Below are 16,439 nucleotides of genomic sequence, written 5' to 3'. Positions count from 1 at the left end.
CGCGTGCGGTCAACGCGCCGGCGGCTTGCGCAGGCGGCGCAGGAACACCGTCATCTCCTTCTCGGCCTGCTGGTCGCCGCGCGCATGCGCAATCCCGATGCCATGCTCGAACGCGGCGATCGCACCGGCCGGGTCGCCGCTCGCTTCGAGCGCGCGGCCGAGCAGCTTCCACGCCGCCGAATAGTGCTCGTCGAACGCGACCGCCTCGCGCAATGCGATCACCGCGCCGATCGCATCGCCGTGGCCGAGCAAGGCGTTGCCCAGCGAGAAGCGCAGCAGCGCGCCGTCGCGCGGGCCGCCGATCTGCGCGCGCAGGCTGGCAATGATGTCCCGTTCCATGTCGCCATGATCGCGCGCCGGCGCGATCCGTGCAGCAGGTTTTTCATCCGTGCTCAGGATGGGCGGCGATGGATGTCGTGGGTGACAACGCCGAGGCCGCGCGCCGGAGCCACGAAGAATTCGGGGTGACCGAGGCTGCGGCGCATGTCCTCGAGCCCGCTCTGCCAGTGCGTGCGCATCGTCGCCGCGCCGAACGCATAGTCCTTGTACTGCTCCTCGTAGGACTTCGCGCGGTAGATCAGGTGGATGATGTTGAACACGCGGTCGCACAGCCAGGGCTTGAGCTCGGCGAGCAATTCGGGGGGCAGGCTCTTGCCTGGCACCTTGTCGAGCAGCACGCCGAGCGCATTGCGCAGGCGCTGGCGCGCCGCAACCACGTCGGTGCCGAGGCGCGTGCGGCTCGAATACTGGATGTCCTTCTGGCGCTCGAGCACGTCGAGCATCGTCTTTGGCAGCGCGCCGCACGCGCTCCACAGATCGACCTGCAGCACCAGCGTGTCGCGTCGCGGCACCGATTCGAGCAGGTACTCGAGCGGCGTGTTCGAGACGATGCCGCCGTCCCAGTAATGCTCGCCATCGATCGCGATCGCCGGAAACGTGGGCGGCAGTGCGCCCGAGGCAAGGATGTGCTCGGGCCGGATCCGTTCGATCGCCGAATCGAAATAGCGGAAGTTGCCGCTGCCGACATTCGTCGCACCCACCGACAGGCGCACGCCGTCGCCATTGATGCGGTCGAAATCGACGAGGCGTTCCAGCGTCGCCTTCAGCGGCGCCGTGTCGTAGAAACTGGTCGCCGCGGCGCTGCCGTCCGCGAACGCGAACGGCGTGGCCGGACGCGGCGTGAAGAAGCCGCGCTGGCCCTGCGCGATCGCGCCGAATGCGCTCAGCGCGTTCATCCACGCGTTCAGCGGGCCATTCGGCGGCAGCCAGTCGGCCATCGTGGCCATCGTGTTGAACGGCCAGGCAAACGCGCCGGCCGGCTCGCAGACGGTGTTCCAGAATTCGCGCAGGCGCTCGACGCGCCGCTCGGGCGCATTGCCGGCGAGGATCGCCGCGTTGATCGCGCCGATCGAGGTGCCGGCGAACCAGTTCGGGCGGATGCCGCCCTCGTGCAGCGCCTCGTAGACGCCGCACTGGTACGAACCGAGCGCGCCGCCGCCCTGCAGCACCAGCGCGACGGTCTCGTAGCCGCGCGCCGATTCGGGCGGAGTCGGCACTGCCTTTGTCTTCGTTTTCGCGCGAACCGGCACCGGTGCACGGGCGGCGCGTTCGCGCGCGACCTTGCGCGGCGCAGCGCCGCGTGCGCGCGGCCGGTTCACTGCATGTACCAGCCATGGCTGACCACGAGGCTCTGGCCGGTCAGTGCGTTGGTCTCGAAACCCGCGAAGAACAAAGCGCAGGCAGCGACGTCGTCAACCGTGGTGAACTCGCCGTCGACCGTGTCCTTGAGCATGATCTTCTTCACGACATCGTCCTCGGAGATGCCGAATTCCTTCGCCTGCTCCGGAATCTGCTTCTCGACCAGCGGCGTGCGCACGAAACCCGGGCAGATCACGTTCGCGCGAACACCGTGTTCGGCCCCTTCCTTGGCGACGACCTTGGCGAGGCCGATCAGCGCGTGTTTCGCGGCGACATAGGGCGCCTTCAGCTTCGAAGCTTCCTTCGAATGCACCGAGCCCATGTAGATGATCGCGCCGCCCTTGCCGCGTGCGTACATGTGGCGCAGGCAGGCGCGCGTGGTCAGGAACGCGCCGTCGACGTGGATCGCCATCAGCTTCTTCCAGTCCGCGTAGGCGAACTTGTCGAGCGGATTCACGATCTGGATGCCGGCGTTGGAGACCAGGATATCGACCGCGCCGAGCTGCTTCACGACGTTATCGACGCCGGCTTCGACCGCCTGCTCGTCGGTCACGTCCATCGCGATGCCGATCGCCTTCGCGCCCTGCGCGACGAGTTCCGCTGCGGTCGCCTGCGCGCCGGCGAGATTGAGGTCCGCGATCGCGACCGCCGCGCCGTTCTGCGCGTAGACCTCGGCGATGCGCCTGCCGATGCCGCTGGCCGCCCCGGTGACGATCGCCACCTTGCCATCAAGTCGCATTGCCGATTCCTCCAATCAAGCGGTGCGCTCCACCGCGGGCAAAAAAAAGCGCCGCGCGTTGCGACGGCGGCGCCCAGGGAGTGTGAATGAAACTGACGGATATGACCCGCCGATGACAGCGAAGTTCCGCACTGCAGCAAACGGCAGCTGAACGGATGCATCGCGTGTGGCCGAATCACGGCGTCGGCGCCAGTTCGGCCAGGCGGGTCCGGTACAGCCCGGTGAGGCAGGCACCGAGCGCGGCTGCAGGCTTGTCTTTGCAGGCCGCGTCGCGCTCGCCCAGCCAGGCACGCTGGCGCGCCTGCATGGCGGCGCGGGGTCCCGGCGTTGCCGTCTGCCGCGCATAGGCCTGCGCAACTTCGCGGTCCAGCCGCGCCAGCGCGACATCAGCGCAGATCGCGTGTTCGATGACGCTCGCCGCCTTCGCGCAGGCGAACGAAGCCGCCGGGGCGCGCCAGTCCGCGCGCATCGACGTGCGCAGCTGCGCCAGTGGGATGTCGACCTCTTGGGGACCCGCGGCCCACGACCCGACCTGATACGGCGGAAACACGATCCTCAGCGCGTCCTTGAGCAGCACGAACACCGCGAAGTTGTCCCAGTCCGGGCCTGCGCCGAGCTTGATCGTTTCGTCATCCAGCAGGTCGTCCTGCGCGCTGCTCTGTCGCTGCAGGTCGGCGATCGCGAGCGCGCTGAGCCGCGCGAGCGCTTTGCCACCATCGAGGAGCTCCGGCAGGTCGACGCGGTGCCCGTCCGGCATCAGGTAGTTGCAGCTGCGCATCGCGACGCCGCCGTGCGCGCCGCCGGTGTAGGTCGATTCGGTGAACTCGAACGCGAGCAGCCGCGCGTCGTTGCGCGCGACCTCGTACGCGAGATGGAGCGTGTAGGCGCTGTGGTCATCCGCATCGCGCGCCGCCTGCTTGCGGAAGTCTGCGACTTCCTTGCGGACCCAGGTCTCGATCTCGTCGTCGATGCTGGCGACACCGGTGTGCGGATACATCGCCGTGATCTCGAGCGCGGCGCCGTGGTCGGTGAGCTTGCGTTGCTCGATCTTCAGCGCTGCGGCAGCCGTCGCCGTGCTGGACCCGATCGCGAAAGCCGCCAGGGTGATGGCGATCCATGCAAGACGATGCATCGGTTCCCTCCCGTTCCTGTTGCCGTGGATGATGCGCGCCGCGTCGCCCGCTCAACGTGCGCCGTCCCCGCCCTGGCGGGGATCGATGTCGAGGTCCTTGAGCTTGCGATACAGATGCGTGCGCTCCATGCCGACCGCCTTGGCCAGCTTGCCGACACTGCCGCCGGCCTCGTTGAGCTGGTGCAGCAGGTAGGCGCGCTCGAACTGTTCGCGCGCCTCGCGCAGCGGCAGCGTGAAATCCACGCGCGGCGTGCCTGCGGCCGACATCGATGCTGCGGTCGACGTGGGCGAAGCACTGCCCAGCGCGAGTTCGACCTCGTCGAGGCCGACATCGCTGGCGCTGCCAAGCACCAGCAGGCGCTGCACCAGATTGCGCAGCTCACGCAGGTTGCCGGGCCAGGCGTAGTGGCGCAGCCGGTTCTGCACCGCGACCGGGAAATTGCGGTACGGCAGGGTGTCGCGATTCGCGAAATAGTCCGCGTAGTAACGCAGCAGTTCGGGAATGTCGTCGCCACGCTCACGCAGCGGCGGCATCGTCAGCGGCACGACCTTGAGCTGGTAGTAGAGCTCCTCGCGGAAACGTCCGGCCGCAACCAGCGCCTCGAGGTCATGCGCGGTCGCCGCAATCACGCGCGCATCGATCACGGCCGCCTCGTGGCCACCGCAGCGGATCAGCGCGCGGCGCTCGATCACGCTGGACAGGCGCAGTTGCAGTTCCGGATCGAGGTCGGCGACTTCGTCGAGGAACAGGGTACCGCCATTCGCCTGCTCGACCAGACCGTGCTGCACGCCGTTCGCATCCTCGGCGCCGAACAGCGCGAGTGCGGCGTGCTCGCGCGCGATCGCACCGGCGGCGACGGTCACGAACGGCCCCGCACGCCGTGCGCTGCGTTCGTGCAGCGCGCGCGCGAGCGTCTCCTTGCCGGTGCCGGGTTCGCCCTGCACGAGCACACCGGTGTCGTGCCCGGCGATCTTCTCGACCTGCGCGCGCAGCGCCTGCAATGCCTTGCCCGAGCCGACCAGTTCCGTGGGCGCCGGCAACTGGCGGCGCAGGCCTTCGTTTTCGCGCTTGAGCCGACCGGCTTCGAGTGCATGACCGACGACCAGCAGCAGCTTGGCCAGCGAGATGGGTTTTTCGATGAAGTCCCAGGCGCCGAGGCGGGTCGCCTCGACCGCGGTCTCGACCGTGCCGTGACCGCTGATCATGATGACCGGACATGGCAGTCCGCCACGCTCGCTCCATTCGCGCAGCAGACTGATGCCATCGAGATCCGGCATCCAGATGTCGAGCAGCACGACATCGGGGCGCTGGCGCCGCCGCGCCTCGCGCGCGGCCGCGGCCGATTCGGCGAGGTCGACGACATAGCCCTCATCCTCGAGGATGTCCTTGACCGTCTGCCGGATGTCCGGCTCGTCGTCGACCACGAGCACGCGCGCACCAGCCGCCATTCCCGAACCTGCTCGTTGCGAAAAGGAGACAGCGAGGATAGCGCAGCACGCGCGCCGCGGCATACCGCCAACACATGAAGTGTCTGCAGCCGCCCGCTCGGCTACGCTACGCGCCCGCGCGCCATCCGATCTTCCATGTCCGCACCACCCGACCGCACGGCCCTGTCGGCCTGCATCATCACCTTGAACGAGGCCGACCGCATCGCGGCCTGCCTTGATTCGCTCGCATTCTGCGACGAGATCGTCGTGGTCGACTCGGGTTCGACCGACGGCACGCGCGAGATGGCCGCGGCGAAAGGTGCGCGCGTCCTCGAACGCGCATTCGACGGCTATCGCGCGCAGAAGGATTTCGCGGTGAACGCGGCGCACCACGACTGGGTGCTCTGCCTCGATGCCGACGAACGCGTGACTGCGGCGCTGCGCGCGTCGATCGAGCACGCGCGCGATGCCGGCTTCGCCGGCGCGGCCGGCTACCGCTTCGCACGCCTGACCGGCTATTTCGGCGCATGGCTGCGCCACGGCAACGCGTATCCGGATCGCGTCATGCGCCTGTTCGACCGCCGCCTCGGCGGTTGGCGCGGCGCGCGCGAAATCCATGAGCATGCGAGCGTCGACGGACCGGTCGCGACGCTCGCCGGCGATCTCGAACACGATGCGTACCGCTCGCTCGCCGACCAGCTCGCGCGCCTCGAGCGCTACGCGCGGCTGATGGCCGGGCATATGCACGCGCAGGGCCGCCGCGCACATATCGCGAACATCGTATTCAATCCATTCTGGCGTTTCCTGCGCGGCTACGTGCTGCGCGCCGGCTTCCGCGATGGCTGGCGTGGCCTCGTCTACGCCTATGTCGAGGCGAACTACGTGCGCCAGAAGTTCATCAAGCTCTGGCTGCTCGATCGCGGCCAACGCATTTGAGCAGGGATCCCGACCGCATGCGCACGAGTCTCGTCATCATCACCTACAACTGGCCGCAGGCACTCGAGCTGGTGCTGCACAGCGTCGCACGGCAGTCGCGTCTCCCCGACGAGGTGATCGTCACCGACGATGGCTCGCGCGACGAAACGCGGCTGCTGATTGCGCGAATCGCGCAGCACTTCCCGTGCCGACTCGTGCACCTCTGGCAGGAAGACCTGGGCTTTCGCGCCGCACGCGCGCGCAATCGCGCGATCGCCGCCGCGCGCGGCGACTACATCATCCTGATCGACGGCGACATGCTGCTGCACAAGCACTTCGTCGCCGATCACCTGCTGCTCGCCGCGCCGGGAAAGTTCTTCCAGGGCACCCGCCTGCGCGCCACCGAAGCCGAAACCCGGCGCCTGCTCGATGGTGGCAAGCCGCGCTTCGACATGCGGATCGACGCGACGTTCCGCCCTTCGGCCACGGATCGCCAGAAGCTCCACTACGGCAAGCGCTACTACGCGTTCCGCTCGCCGCTGCTCGCGCGGCTGATGGCCCGCTCCCGGCGCGGCGGTCACGTCATGAGCTGCAACATGGGCTTCTGGCGGCGCGACCTTCTCGCGATCAATGGCTTCGACGAACGCATGGAGGGCTACGGCTCCGAAGACCTCGAGCTCGCGGCACGCGCGCGCAACGCCGGGCTTCGGCACAGCCAGCTCAAGTTCGCCGGGCTCGCTATCCATCTCGAGCACGGTTCGCGGGCACCGGCCGATCCGGATGACCCGACTCTGCCGAACAACCGGATCCTGCGCGAGACCGTGCACAACCGGACGGTCCGCTGCGATCTCGGCATCGATCGTTATCTGGCCGAGTTCGCCGAACCGCCGGCCGATGTGCGCGAGATCCGGAACCCGGCATGAGCGGCGTCCACCTGATCGCGCCGGACCGCCACGCCGGGCTCGCGCGCGACCTCGAACTGGTCGCGCAGACGCTCGCGGAGGCCGGGTTTGCGGTCACCGTCAGCACGATCGGGCAGGGCGGCGTGGCGCGCCACGTGCGCTATCTGCAGCTGCGCACGCGGCTGGCGTTGCAGGGTTGGCGCGAAGGTCCCGCGCATGGCCGCTTCGACGTCAACCTGATGATGGAGCGGCTGCTGGCGAATTTCCTGCCGCTGGCGCGGCGCAACGCGCTCGTACCCAATCCCGAGTGGTTCCAGCCGGCATGGGAATCGCAACTTGAAGCGCTCGATCGCGTCCTGGTCAAGACGCAGCATGCGGTGCCGATCTTCGCGGCCAGGACGTCCCGCACGGAATTCATCGGCTTCACCAGCGCGGACCGCCTGCGCAGCGAGGTGAAGCGCGAACCGACCTTCTTCCATCTCGCCGGCCGCAGCGGCAACAAGGGCACCCAGGCACTGATCGATCTCTGGCTGCGCAAGCCGTCGTGGCCGACGCTGACCATCGTGCGGCGCGCGCGCATGCAGCGCGAGGCGATCACCGCTCCGAACCTGCGTTTCGTCACCGAGTATCTCGACGACGAGCAATTGCGCATCCTGCAGAACCGCCATCTTTTCCATCTCTGCCCATCGGAGACGGAGGGCTTTGGCCATTACCTCGTCGAGGGCATGAGCGTGGGCGCGATCGTGCTGACCACGCAGGCGCCGCCGATGAACGAGATGGTGGCCGCGGACCGCGGCATTCTCGTTCCCTACGCGCGCACCGGCGTGCAGCGGCTCGCGACGACGTATTTCGTGGATGCCGAAGGGCTGGAGGCCGGCGTCGAGCGCATGCTCGCGCTCAGCGAAGACGAGCGTCGCGCACTGAGCGACAACGCGCGTGCCTGGTATGAGCGCAACGATCGCGAGTTCCGCAACCGGCTGGTCGCCGCGGTCGGCCATCTTGCCGATTCCTGAATCGCGCACGTCCGATTCGGATGGCTCCATCATTCGCGACAGCGGTCAGGCCGGCGCCGGGTTGCCCTGCGCGGCGACGTTTTCCAGCGGCAGCCGCAACGTGAACTCCGCCCCGCCATGAGCGTGATTGCCTGCGCGTACGCTTCCGCCGTGCTCCTCGACGATCTTCTTGACCACGGCGAGGCCGAGTCCGGTGCCACGTGACTTGCTGCTCGTGTACGGCTCGAACCAGCGTTCACCGAAATCCGCCGGCAGGCCGGGGCCGTTGTCGGCCACCGACAGCTCGACCCAGTCCTGCTCGTCGTCACGCACGATCCGCGTCGTGACCTGGATCTGCGGCTTGCGCGTCTCGCCAATCGCCTCGAGCGCGTTCTTGAGCAGGTTGTGCAGCGCCTGGCGCAGGCGCACCGCATCGACGCGCACCCGCGGCTCGCCGTCGGCGAGCTGCCGGGTCAGGCTGATGCGCTGGTCGTTCTCGTAGAGATCGAGCACCTCGCCGAGCAGCGCATGCAGCGCGATCGGCCGCGTCGCCAGCTGTGGCGGCCGCGCGTAGTCGCCGAACGCATTGACCATCGTCTTCAACGCCTCGACCTGGGTCACGATCGTGTGCGTGGCGCGGTCGATCAGCTCGCCCTCCTCCGGCGACAGACGACCGAGGAAGCGCCGGCGCAGGCGTTCGGCGGCCAGCTGGATCGGCGTCAGCGGATTTTTGACCTCGTGCGCGAGACGCCGCGCGACCTCGCCCCAGGCCGCGTCGCGCTGCGCGCGGTTGAGCACGGTCAGGTCGTCGAATACCGCGACGTAGCCGGCATGGTCCGGCAGCGCGGTGCCGCGCAACATCAGCATGCGCCGGCCCTCGGCGGTGTCTATCACGACTTCCTCGCGCCACTCGCGCGGACTCTCGCGCAGATGCCGCGCGAGCGGATCGACGAACGCGGCGAGATCGGCACGCTCGCCGCGGACCTCGGCGAGATTGCGTCCGAGATGACGCGACAGGTTCACGCTGAGGATCGCCTCGGCGGCCCGGTTGGCGACGCGCAGATGGCCGTCGCGATCGAAGCCGAGCACACCGGCGGACAGGCGCTCCAGCACCGCCTCCAGCCAGGCGCGCTGCTGTTCGGTCTCGCGCGCGCTCTTCTGCGCGCGCGCGCCGGCGAATTCGAGCTCGCGCGTCATCTGCGCGAACGAATGCACGAGGAAGCCGAGCTCGTCGTTGCTCGCGGCCGGCAGCGGCGTGTCGTAGCGGCCGGCGCCGACCGCGCGCGTCGCCGCGGCGAGCCGCCCGATCGGCGCAACCAGCCGCCGTGCGACGCCGAACGCGGCGAGCACGACAACCAGCACCGACAGCAGCAGCACGAAGGTCAGGATCAGCGCGAAGGTCAGCTTCAGCGAACCACGCAGGAACTTCAGGCGCTGGAAATCGAAGCTCGCGCTCTCGATGCCGCGGGTCAGCGGTTGCAGCCGCGCCGGCAGCGGAAACAGGCCCTGCAACAGGCGGCCGGGCTCGCCGCCGCTGGCCTCGATCGGCAGCGCGACGCGCAGGGCCAGCGCATCGCCGAGCGGCTCGGCGGCGGCATAGCGGCGATCGCTTTGCACGCGCATCAGCAGCGCGCTGTCCGGCAGCGGCGGATTGAGATAGCGCGGATCCGAACTCGCGGTCGCGAGCACGCGGCCGTCGTCGCCGAACACGGTCAGCTGGATCGCGCCGAGCGGATCGATCGCCTCGTCGAGTGCGGCCTGCGCGGATCCCTGCGGATCGATCGCGAGGCGTTTCGCAAGGCCCTCGCTTGCGGTCTCGGCGCTGCGCAGATGCTCGTCGACGACGATGCGGCCGAGTTCGAGCGCATCATCGAGCGCCTGCTCCAGGCGCACGTTGAACCAGTTGTCCACGGTCGCATCGAGGAAGCGCAGCGCGAAACCGTAGACGACCACGATCGGCGGCACCGCCAGCACGATCAGCACGCGCAGCAGGCGCCGGTTGAGGCGCGCGCCGGGCGTCTCGCGGATCAGGTCCGCGCGCAGCCGCCACAGGCGCTGGCCGATCGCGATGGCGAGCACCGCCAGTGCGACCACGGCCGCACCGAGCACCCAGCGGTAATGCGCGGCGAAGCGGCCGGTGTCGCCGGCCGCGTCCTCGGCCAGTTTCAGCGACGCGACCAGCAGCGCCGCGACGGCGAGTGCCGGCAGCGCGCGCCGGAAGAAGAAATTCAGCGCGCCGCGAGCGTCCACGCGTAGTCCGTGGCAGACAGCCGCCAGGCCGGCTCGAATAGCGCCGGCAGGCGCAGCGCACCCGGCAGTGCGCCGGGATCAATTTCGGCGGACACGCGCAGCGGTGTCGCCGGCGGTAGCGCCAGGAACGCCGCCGGCAGGTTCAGGCGCAGCGCTCCGAGCGCAGCGACGAGATACGCCGGCGTCGAGAAACTGCGCACGTCGTCGGCATCGAGCTCGCGCAGCTGGTAGCGGCGCGACAGCGGGAAATAGCGCAGTTCGACGCGCTGCGTCGCGGTCAGTGCACGCGGCCAGTGACCGGCACGCAGGTCGATGCGCAAGGTGATCGGAATACCGTGATCGAGCGCGTCCTGCATCGGGCCGCTGAGGCGACAGTCGAGGCCGAGGTCGAGGATCGCGGCGCCGCCAGTGCGGGCGAGATGCGCGTTGCGCACGGCGAGGCTGCCCGGCGCCTGCTGCAGCACGCTGCCGCAGCCAGCGAGCAGCAGCATGGCGAGCAGCAGACTAGGGAATTTTCTCGAGCACCGCATAGTAGAAACCATCCATGCCGCCCTCGCCCGGCAGGTTCTGGCGGCCGGCGCCGGCCGCATGACCGAAGCGCTCCGGCGGCGGCAGCGCGCGCGCATCATCGCAAGCGGCGAGGAATTCGGCGAGCACCGCCTCGTTCTCGGCGCGCAGCAGCGAACAGGTCGCATAGACGAGCCGTCCGCCTGGCGCGAGCAGCGGCCACAGCGCACGCAGCAGTTTCTGCTGCGTGACCGCCAGCGGCGCAATGTCGGCGCCGCGCCGATGCAGCTTGATATCGGGCTGGCGACGGATGATCCCGGTCGCCGAACACGGCGCGTCGATGAGGATGCGCTGGAACGGCCGGCCATCCCACCATGCGGCCGGCTCGGCGGCGTCGCCGACAGCCACCGTCGCAGCGAGGCCGAGTCGCGCAAGATTCTCGCGCACGCGCGGCAGGCGCGCGGCATCGCTGTCGAGCGCGAACAGCTCCACTTCCGCGCACTCGAGGATATGCGCGGCCTTGCCGCCCGGCGCCGCGCAGGCGTCAAGCACGCGCTGGCCGGCGGCGAGGTCGAGCAGGTCGACGACGCGCTGCGCGGCGCCGTCCTGCACCGAGAACAGCCCGTCCGCGTAGCCGGGCAGGCGCGTCACGTCGGTGCTGGCGGCGAGCACGATTGCCTCGGGCAGCTCTACATGCGCGCTGGCGTCGACCGCAGCGTCGCGCAGCTTGCCGAGCAGATCGTCGCGAGTGCAACGGCGGCGGTTCACGCGCAGCGTCAATGGCGCCTCGTGGTTGTTCGCCTCGAGGATCGCTTCGGCTTGTTGCGGCCAGTCGCGGCGGATCGCGTCGATCAGCCAGCGTGGATGCGCATGGTGAGTGACCGGTTCGCGATCGAGCCGCGCATCGAGCATCGCACGCTCGCGCAGAAAACGACGCAACACCGCATTGACCAGGCCCGCGTACGGTGTGTGGCCGAGCAAGCGCACGGCATCGACGCACGATCCGACCGCCGCATAGTCGGCGAGGCCGAGCACCGCGAGCTGGGCGACGCCGACGACCAGCAGGGCGCGCACTTCGCGCGCCCTGGCCGGCAGCGGTTTCTCGGTCAACGCATCGAGCGCCGCGTCGAGGCGCAGCCACCAGCGCGAGGCGGCGAACAACGAGGCGGCGAGCAGCGCGCGGTCGCGCGAGTCGGCGATGCGCGGGTTCGCGTCGGCGAGCGCGTGGCGCAGCGAAACGCCCTCGTACGCGATGCGTGCCAGCGCGCGCGCGGCCTCGGCGCGCAGCGCCGCACCGGGCGCCTGCACTTGCGGCTTCGGCGCGCGCTGGCGCGGCGCCGGCTTGCGCGGACCGCTAGCCACCGCGCGCTCCCGCATCGCGGCGTGCATTGAGCCAGTCGCGTACCGGCATGCGCCGACCACCCTCACGTTGCAATTCATGGATGCGCAGCAGGCCTTCGCCGGTCGCGACATCGATCGCGTCACGGTGCGTTGCGACCAGACTGCCCGGCGCCGCATCGACGCGGCTGGTGATCGCCTCGGCGGACCAGATGCGCACACGTTCACCGTGGATCACCGCCTCCGCGACCGGCCACGGATTGAACGCGCGCACCTTGCGCGCGAGCGCGGCAGCCGGCGCGTTCCAGTCGAGTTTCGCTTCGGCCTTGTCCAGCTTGTGCGCGTAGGTGACGCCTTCGACCACTTGCGGCTGCGCGACCAGCGTCTCGCCGCGCAGCACGCGCGCGAGACCGCTCGCGAGCGTCTCGGCACCGAGTGCGGCGAGGCGGTCGTGCAGGCAGCCGCCGGTGTCGTCGGGCGCGATCGGCGTGCGCCGTTCCAGCAGCACCGGACCGGTGTCGAGGCCGGCTTCCATTTGCATCAGATCGACCCCGGTTTCGATGTCGCCGGCGAGGATCGCGCGCTGGATCGGCGCGGCGCCACGCCAGCGCGGCAGCAGGGAGGCGTGCACATTCCAGCAACCGAGGCGCGGGATCGCGAGCACAGATTTGGGCAGAATCAGGCCATAGGCGACCACGATCATCAGGTCCGGCGCATGTGCGCGCAGCCGTTCGCGCGCGGCCGGGTCACGCAGGCTTTCGGGTTGTTCGACCGGCACGCCGGCCACGAGTGCGGCTTCCTTGACCGGACTCGCAGCCAGCTTGCGGCCGCGCCCGGCCGGCCGGTCCGGCTGCGTGTAGACCGCTACGACGTCGGCGCCGCTGGCGAAGCAGGCCCGCAGCGAGGGTACGGCGAAGTCGGGCGTGCCGGCGAAGACCAGGCGCAGCGGTGGGGTCATGGTGATCCGGGTCGGACGATCGGCGCGTTTCGGGCACGCAGTGTAGGCGGAAACCCTGATGGACGATCCACCGCGCCCTGCAGGAGCGGCTTCAGCCGCGATGCTCCTGCCGTAAATCGCTCGTGGAAAAGAAAAGTATCGCGGCTGAAGCCGCTCCTACGCAACGCTCGGGGTGACGGTGCGCGTCAGGCGCTCTGGCGGCGTTTCTTTTCGAGGCGCTTCAGCAGCAGCGTGCGCTTGAGCGCCGACAGGTGATCGACGAAGAGCTTGCCGACAAGGTGGTCCATCTCGTGCTGCACGCAGACTGCGAGCGGACCCTCGACGTCGAGCACGAACTCCTTGCCGTCGACATCCTGCGCGGCAACCTTGATATGCATCGCGCGCTCGACGTCCGCATAGATACCCGGGAACGACAGGCAGCCTTCCTGGAACACCTGCACGCCGTCCTTCTCGAGGATGCGCGGGTTGATCAGCACCAGTGGCTGGTCGCTGTTCTCGGACATGTCGGCGACGAGCAGCTGCTTGTGCACGTCGACCTGGGTCGCGGCGAGACCGACGCCGGGTGCGGCGTACATGGTCTCGAACATGTCGGCGACGAACTGCTTCAATGCGGCGTCGAACACGGTTACCGGCTGCGCCTTGGTGCGCAGGCGCGGGTCGGGAAATTCGAGGATGTTCAGTTTGGCCATGAGATCACCACGAGGCCGAAATGCGGGTGCGGCTGCGCGGTTCCAAGTGCGGGACGATCGGCCATTCTAGCGGGAGGCGAGCGCTGGCGCGATGCAGCACACGCGCGGCTTCCATTTGACAGGTCATGCCGACGAGCGGGAACTCCATCGTCATAGTGCCCCGTGCGTCACGTTTTCGCGGGGTCCAGGCCTTCGTCGCTCGGCACAAACCCCACGTGGCAGGCCGCCTGCAGCCGCCCGCTCAGCCCACGCGGCTACCCGGGGATCCTGCGCCTCGGCAGCCCCGACGACTGTCGGACGGTGCGACGCAGTTCGTTTTCTACGCATTAACTTTTGCATTACACTCGGGAAAACCGTTGGGGATGAGGGGATTGGCAGTCATGCTTAAAAAACTGCTTTCGGTCTGCGCCGGGCTGCTCTTCACCCTGACGGTGTATGCCGCGACCGTCGAATGGGCGGAAAACCACCCGGACCGCTACACCGTCAAGAAGGGCGACACGCTCTGGGACATCTCGGCGCGCTTCCTGAAGAAGCCGTGGGCCTGGCCGGAAATCTGGCAGGACAACCCGCAGGTCAAGAATCCGCACCTGATCTATCCGGGCGACGAGCTCGTGCTGTCCGGCAACCATGTCGGTCACGGCAGCGGCTCGATCGGACCGCACGCGCGCTCGACGGAGCTCGGCGCGGCGATCCCGCCGATCCCGCTGTCGGCGCTGAAGCAGTGGCTGAAGAACACGCGCATCGTCAGCGAGGAGGAATACAAGAACGCGCCGCACGTGGTCGGCATCGAGGAGAACCAGCTGCGTGGCACCGCCGGTCAGCTGGTCTATGTGCGCGGCCTGAGCGCGCAGCCGGGCCAGAAGCTCGCGCTGGTGCGTCCGATGGGCCGCTACTACGACATGCCGCCGACCGACGACAACGCGCCGCGCGAGGTCTACCGCCAAGGCACCAGCGGCGGCCCTTATGACAAACCGGATGCGCGCGATGGCCGCCCGGCGATGCTGTGGCGGCACGGCCCGAACGAGTTCACGCTGCACGGCAGCGTGCGCTTCCGCGGCTACGAGATGCTCGACTTCGGCGTCGCCGAGGTGACCCGCAGCGCCGACGTCAGCTCTGCTCTCGTCACCTATTCCGATTTCGAGGTGCGTCCCGGCGACTACGTACTGCCGATCGACGACAAGCCCTACGACGACCAGTACGTACCGCATTCGCCGGCCAAGGCGCCCGACAACATGCGCGTGATCGCGTTCTCCGACGCGCTCAACGCGATCGGGCCGCGCCAGGTTGTCGCGTTGTCGCGCGGCGCCGAGGACGGCGTCGACAACGGCACCACGTTCAGCATCTATCATCCGGGCGAGGAAGTCGTCGACCGCACCGACTACACCGAGGGCAGCGTGCGCAAGTTCTTCCATCCTCGCGATGCCAGGGTCACGCTGCCGCCGGAATTCATCGGTCATGTGATGGTCTTCCGCACGTTCCAGCGCGTCAGCTACGGCCTGGTCATGGACGAGGTGAAGCCGGTCCACCTCGGCGACTTCCTGCACGATCCGAACAAGACACCATAGCCGCGGCTTTCGATCGGCAATTTCCTACGCGGCGCGATGGCAACATCGCGCCGCGGCCGTTTTCGGGCTGGCTACACTGCGCCATGGATGTCGAATCGAATCGCGCCTCGCTCGAGGCCTGGCTGATCCTGCTGCGCGCGCCCGGCCTTGGCGCGGCCACGCTGCGCGCGCTTCTGGCACGCCATGGCAGCGCCGAATCGGCACTCGCGGCGGCGCGGCGCGGCGAGCATGAGCGCGCGGCCGACGCGGCCTGTGCTGGCTGGCTGCGCGCACCGGACGCGGCCACGATCGCGAACGACCTCACCTGGCTGGCCGCACCCGAGCACGCGCTGCTGACCTTCGACACCAGCGATTTCCCGGCCCTGCTCAACGAGATCCCGTCGCCGCCCGCGGCGCTGTTCGTGGCGGGCGACGCAAGCGCGCTATGGCGGCCGCAAATCGCGATCGTCGGCAGCCGCAATGCGAGCCAGGGTGGACTCGCGACCGCTGCCGCGTTTGCGCGGGCGTTGGCCGCGGCCGGCTTCGCGGTCACCAGCGGCCTCGCCGAGGGTATCGACGGTGCCGCCCACACGGCCACGCTCGACGCCGGCGACATCACCATCGCAGTGCTCGGTACCGGGCCGGACCTGGTCTACCCGCCGAAGCATCGCGAACTCGCCGCGCGGATCGCCATGCAGGGCGCACTGGTTAGCGAATTCCCACCCGGCACGCCGGGCCAGCCGACCCACTTTCCGCGCCGCAACCGGATCATCGCCGGGCTGAGTCTCGGCACTCTGGTCGTGGAGGCGGGCGTGCGCTCGGGCTCGCTGATCACCGCCCGCAACGCGAGCGAGAGCGGGCGCGAGGTGTTCGCGATCCCGGGCTCGATCCACAATCCGCTGGCGCGCGGCTGCCACCAGCTGATCCGCAGCGGAGCCAAGCTCGTCGAGACCGCCGAGGAAATCATCAGCGAACTCGCCCCGCTTGCGCAGCGGCTGGGCAGTTCGTTGCGTGAGCGGCTGGATGCGCCGCAGTCGGCGCCGCTTGTCGTGACGTCGCAGCCGCCGCCACCAGGCACGCGGCCCGCAACGCCGCCGCGCGCGGACTACGCGAAGTTGTTTGCCGCGCTCGGCCACGACGCGCTCGGCATCGACCAGCTCGCCGAACGCACCGGGCTCGCGGTCGCTACGCTGTCCTCGATGCTGCTGATGCTCGAACTCGAAGGCGAGGTCGTCGCCGCGCGCGGCGGCGGTTACGCGCGCCGCGTGCCCGGCCAGGGCTGACCGCGAATGGATGAAATCTTCAACGATTCCCTTGTGTTGCGAAAACACGACCCAATCCACGGTT

General features: G+C 69.0%; 15 protein-coding genes. 5 read left to right on the top strand and 10 right to left on the bottom strand.

The genetic code is table 11. The features are described 5' to 3' along the window. Positions 1 to 9: 9 nt before the first annotated feature. From ABD002_RS08270 to ABD002_RS08250, 5 genes are all read right to left on the bottom strand, one after another. The gene (locus tag ABD002_RS08270; RefSeq protein WP_343789319.1) at positions 10 to 339 is read right to left on the bottom strand and encodes a hypothetical protein; all 330 of its coding nucleotides are present in this window, start codon (positions 337 to 339) and stop codon (positions 10 to 12) included. Between the two features lie 53 nt (positions 340 to 392). After that, entirely contained in the window at positions 393 to 1,658 is a 1,266-nt protein-coding gene (locus tag ABD002_RS08265) for a patatin-like phospholipase family protein (RefSeq protein WP_343789316.1), read from the bottom strand. Next, positions 1,655 to 2,437 carry a 3-hydroxybutyrate dehydrogenase gene (locus tag ABD002_RS08260; protein WP_343789313.1) on the bottom strand — a complete coding sequence of 261 codons (783 nt, stop codon included), beginning with the start codon at positions 2,435 to 2,437 and terminating at the stop codon, positions 1,655 to 1,657. The genes ABD002_RS08265 and ABD002_RS08260 overlap by 4 nt, the downstream gene beginning before the upstream one ends. A gap of 175 nt (positions 2,438 to 2,612) precedes the next feature. Next, complete coding sequence (locus ABD002_RS08255) at positions 2,613 to 3,569, bottom strand: DUF3298 domain-containing protein (protein ID WP_343789310.1); 957 nt, start codon at positions 3,567 to 3,569, stop codon at positions 2,613 to 2,615. A 51-nt stretch (positions 3,570 to 3,620) separates the two neighbouring features. Continuing rightward, positions 3,621 to 5,018, bottom strand: a complete 1,398-nt coding sequence (locus ABD002_RS08250) for a sigma-54-dependent transcriptional regulator (RefSeq protein WP_343789307.1) — start codon at positions 5,016 to 5,018, stop codon at positions 3,621 to 3,623. A 135-nt stretch (positions 5,019 to 5,153) separates the two neighbouring features. Between ABD002_RS08250 and ABD002_RS08245 the strand changes: the two genes are divergently transcribed. From ABD002_RS08245 to ABD002_RS08235, 3 genes are read left to right on the top strand one after another with little or no spacing between them, the layout of a single operon-like run. Next, positions 5,154 to 5,933, top strand: coding sequence for a glycosyltransferase family 2 protein (locus ABD002_RS08245; RefSeq protein WP_343789304.1), 780 nt, complete (start codon positions 5,154 to 5,156; stop codon positions 5,931 to 5,933). A 17-nt stretch (positions 5,934 to 5,950) separates the two neighbouring features. Next, positions 5,951 to 6,835 carry a glycosyltransferase gene (locus tag ABD002_RS08240; RefSeq protein WP_343789301.1) on the top strand — a complete coding sequence of 295 codons (885 nt, stop codon included), beginning with the start codon at positions 5,951 to 5,953 and terminating at the stop codon, positions 6,833 to 6,835. Continuing rightward, the gene (locus tag ABD002_RS08235) at positions 6,832 to 7,827 is read left to right on the top strand and encodes a glycosyltransferase (protein ID WP_343789298.1); all 996 of its coding nucleotides are present in this window, start codon (positions 6,832 to 6,834) and stop codon (positions 7,825 to 7,827) included. Before ABD002_RS08240 ends, ABD002_RS08235 begins: the two co-directional genes overlap by 4 nt. A 45-nt stretch (positions 7,828 to 7,872) precedes the next feature. On the opposite strand, the gene ABD002_RS08230 is transcribed toward ABD002_RS08235, so the two are convergent. The 5 genes from ABD002_RS08230 to def form a co-directional block, all read right to left on the bottom strand. Beyond that, entirely contained in the window at positions 7,873 to 10,056 is a 2,184-nt protein-coding gene (locus tag ABD002_RS08230; RefSeq protein ID WP_343789295.1) for a sensor histidine kinase, read from the bottom strand. Beyond that, positions 10,035 to 10,547, bottom strand: coding sequence for a DUF4390 domain-containing protein (locus ABD002_RS08225; protein WP_343789292.1), 513 nt, complete (start codon positions 10,545 to 10,547; stop codon positions 10,035 to 10,037). The genes ABD002_RS08230 and ABD002_RS08225 overlap by 22 nt, the downstream gene beginning before the upstream one ends. A gap of 13 nt (positions 10,548 to 10,560) precedes the next feature. Continuing rightward, positions 10,561 to 11,871, bottom strand: a complete 1,311-nt coding sequence (gene rsmB, locus ABD002_RS08220; RefSeq protein WP_343789413.1) for a 16S rRNA (cytosine(967)-C(5))-methyltransferase RsmB — start codon at positions 11,869 to 11,871, stop codon at positions 10,561 to 10,563. Positions 11,872 to 11,917: 46 nt separating this feature from the next. Beyond that, positions 11,918 to 12,859 carry a methionyl-tRNA formyltransferase gene (fmt, locus tag ABD002_RS08215; protein ID WP_343789289.1) on the bottom strand — a complete coding sequence of 314 codons (942 nt, stop codon included), beginning with the start codon at positions 12,857 to 12,859 and terminating at the stop codon, positions 11,918 to 11,920. Positions 12,860 to 13,044: 185 nt separating this feature from the next. Further along, the gene (gene def, locus ABD002_RS08210) at positions 13,045 to 13,548 is read right to left on the bottom strand and encodes a peptide deformylase (RefSeq protein ID WP_343789286.1); all 504 of its coding nucleotides are present in this window, start codon (positions 13,546 to 13,548) and stop codon (positions 13,045 to 13,047) included. Between the two features lie 380 nt (positions 13,549 to 13,928). On the opposite strand from def, the gene ABD002_RS08205 reads away from it, so the two are divergent. Together ABD002_RS08205 and dprA are read left to right on the top strand one after the other, a co-directional pair. Continuing rightward, a complete protein-coding gene (locus ABD002_RS08205) occupies positions 13,929 to 15,113 on the top strand; it encodes a LysM peptidoglycan-binding domain-containing protein (RefSeq protein WP_343789283.1) in 1,185 nt (394 codons plus the stop codon). An 83-nt stretch (positions 15,114 to 15,196) separates the two neighbouring features. Beyond that, positions 15,197 to 16,375, top strand: a complete 1,179-nt coding sequence (gene dprA, locus ABD002_RS08200; protein WP_343789280.1) for a DNA-processing protein DprA — start codon at positions 15,197 to 15,199, stop codon at positions 16,373 to 16,375. Positions 16,376 to 16,439: the final 64 nt, after the last annotated feature.

It is taken from the genome of Dokdonella soli, assembly GCF_039523175.1.
GTDB lineage: Bacteria > Pseudomonadota > Gammaproteobacteria > Xanthomonadales > Rhodanobacteraceae > Dokdonella_A > Dokdonella_A soli.
The sequence above is the reverse complement of the archived record's forward strand: the minus strand, read 5'-3'. Positions and strand labels throughout refer to the sequence as shown.

Bases quoted from the DNA above. Each gene is read 5' to 3' on its own strand.
- ABD002_RS08205 (WP_343789283.1), top strand. From the start codon at position 13,929: ATGCTTAAAAAACTGCTTTCGGTCTGCGCCGGGCTGCTCTTCACCCTG.
- ABD002_RS08270 (WP_343789319.1), bottom strand. From the start codon at position 339: ATGGAACGGGACATCATTGCCAGCCTGCGCGCGCAGATCGGCGGCCCG.
- fmt (WP_343789289.1), bottom strand. From the start codon at position 12,859: ATGACCCCACCGCTGCGCCTGGTCTTCGCCGGCACGCCCGACTTCGCC.
- ABD002_RS08255 (WP_343789310.1), bottom strand. From the start codon at position 3,569: ATGCATCGTCTTGCATGGATCGCCATCACCCTGGCGGCTTTCGCGATC.
- def (WP_343789286.1), bottom strand. From the start codon at position 13,548: ATGGCCAAACTGAACATCCTCGAATTTCCCGACCCGCGCCTGCGCACC.
- ABD002_RS08245 (WP_343789304.1), top strand. From the start codon at position 5,154: ATGTCCGCACCACCCGACCGCACGGCCCTGTCGGCCTGCATCATCACC.
- ABD002_RS08260 (WP_343789313.1), bottom strand. From the start codon at position 2,437: ATGCGACTTGATGGCAAGGTGGCGATCGTCACCGGGGCGGCCAGCGGC.
- ABD002_RS08235 (WP_343789298.1), top strand. From the start codon at position 6,832: ATGAGCGGCGTCCACCTGATCGCGCCGGACCGCCACGCCGGGCTCGCG.
- ABD002_RS08250 (WP_343789307.1), bottom strand. From the start codon at position 5,018: ATGGCGGCTGGTGCGCGCGTGCTCGTGGTCGACGACGAGCCGGACATC.
- dprA (WP_343789280.1), top strand. From the start codon at position 15,197: ATGGATGTCGAATCGAATCGCGCCTCGCTCGAGGCCTGGCTGATCCTG.
- ABD002_RS08225 (WP_343789292.1), bottom strand. From the start codon at position 10,547: ATGCTGCTGCTCGCTGGCTGCGGCAGCGTGCTGCAGCAGGCGCCGGGC.
- ABD002_RS08240 (WP_343789301.1), top strand. From the start codon at position 5,951: ATGCGCACGAGTCTCGTCATCATCACCTACAACTGGCCGCAGGCACTC.